Here is a 1,543-nt window from a genome sequence, read left to right on the forward strand (position 1 = left end):
GGCACTTGGGCCATGCGGCGATGGAGCGCGGCAGCCAGGGCGCCGAGCATTTTCTGAAAGAGGTCGCCTGGCGTGAATTCGCTTATCACCTGATGTATCACTCGCCGCATATTCTGACGGCCAGCTGGCGCGACGAATGGCAAGCCTTCCCTTGGTCGCAGCGGATAACCCCGCGGGTACAGGCCTGGCAGCGCGGGCAGACAGGGTACGGTTTCATAGACGCAGCCATGCGGGAGCTGTATGTGACCGGCAAGATGCACAACCGGGCCCGGATGATCGTCGCAAGTTTTCTCACCAAACATTTGATGACGCATTGGAAAATCGGCATGGACTGGTTTGCGGACACGTTGGTCGACTGGGATCCGGCCTCCAACGCCATGGGCTGGCAATGGGTGGCGGGCTCCGGCCCCGATGCCTCACCGTTTTTCCGCGTCTTCAACCCCAGCGGCCAGTTGGAAAAGTTCGACCCTTCAGGCGCTTACACCGGCCGCTGGATCGCCGAAGGCCAGGCCGCCCCTCCGCAAACCGCTTTGGATTTCTTCGATGCGGCTCCCTTGACCTGGGGCCTGTCGCCAGCGAGCCCCCGCGTGGAGCCGGTGATCAGCCTGAAAGAGGGCCGCGACCGCGCGCTCACCGCCTATCAGGGCGCGCGTGAAAACCGCTGACGCATAGTTTTCTTGCCGGAAGGCCCCCTGTGGCCTAGCTTTTTCCCTAGCCATTCCGTGTCTCACAGGGGGAAGCGCATGAAGCACACGTCCGTTGAGGGCCAGGAGAATCTGCCGCGCTACTTTGCTGCGGTGTTTGCCAAGGTTAAGGCCATGGAAGTCGGGCAGCTGGATATCCACCTGCCGGACGGGCGCATATTTTCCGCAAACGGGCGCAATCCCGGTCCCGCTGCCGACTTGCACATCCGCAATCCCGACTGTTTTGCCCGGCTGATCCGCGAAGGTGATCTCGGTTTTGCCGATGCTTACCTGGAAGGCTGGTGGAGCACATCGGACCTGCAGGCTTTTATGGATCTGGTCCATATGGGCGCCAATACCGTGTATGACGGATTTCCCGGCCAAGGCCTGGCGCGCGCCTATGAACGCTTCCGCTTCTGGCTGCACCGCAATCACCGCAAACAGGCGCAAAAGAACATCTCCTATCACTACGACCTGGGAAATGACTTCTACGGGTTGTGGCTGGATGACACGATGACCTATTCCAGCGCTCTGTTCCGCAGCGGCCAGGATAGTCTTGAGGCGGCGCAGACTGCGAAATACGCCTCGATGGTTGACCAGATGGGGGTGCAGCCCGGCGACCATGTGCTGGAGATCGGCTGCGGCTGGGGCGGTTTCGCGGAATACGCAGCCGGTCAGCGGGGACTGAAAGTCACCGGTCTGACGATCAGTAAGGAGCAGCTGAACTTTGCCCGGCAACGCTTGGAAAAGGCGGGCCTTTCCGGGCAAGTCGATTTACGCCTGCAAGATTATCGCGACTGCTGTGGCACCTTTGACGGAATCGCTTCGATCGAGATGTTCGAGGCGGTGGGTCAGAAATA

Annotated in this window: 2 protein-coding genes; both read left to right on the forward strand. The window is 60.6% G+C overall.

Annotated features, from left to right (window positions below):
• Window positions 1-665 (forward strand): FAD-binding domain-containing protein (locus VOI29_RS24480; RefSeq protein WP_323784496.1); only part of this gene is annotated, 665 nt, incomplete at its 5' end.
• A 78-nt stretch (window positions 666-743) separates the two neighbouring features.
• On the forward strand, window positions 744-1,543 hold an 800-nt coding region (locus VOI29_RS24485), incomplete at its 3' end, for a cyclopropane-fatty-acyl-phospholipid synthase family protein (protein ID WP_323784498.1).

It is taken from the genome of Leisingera sp., from assembly GCF_034669605.1.
Taxonomy (GTDB): domain Bacteria; phylum Pseudomonadota; class Alphaproteobacteria; order Rhodobacterales; family Rhodobacteraceae; genus Leisingera.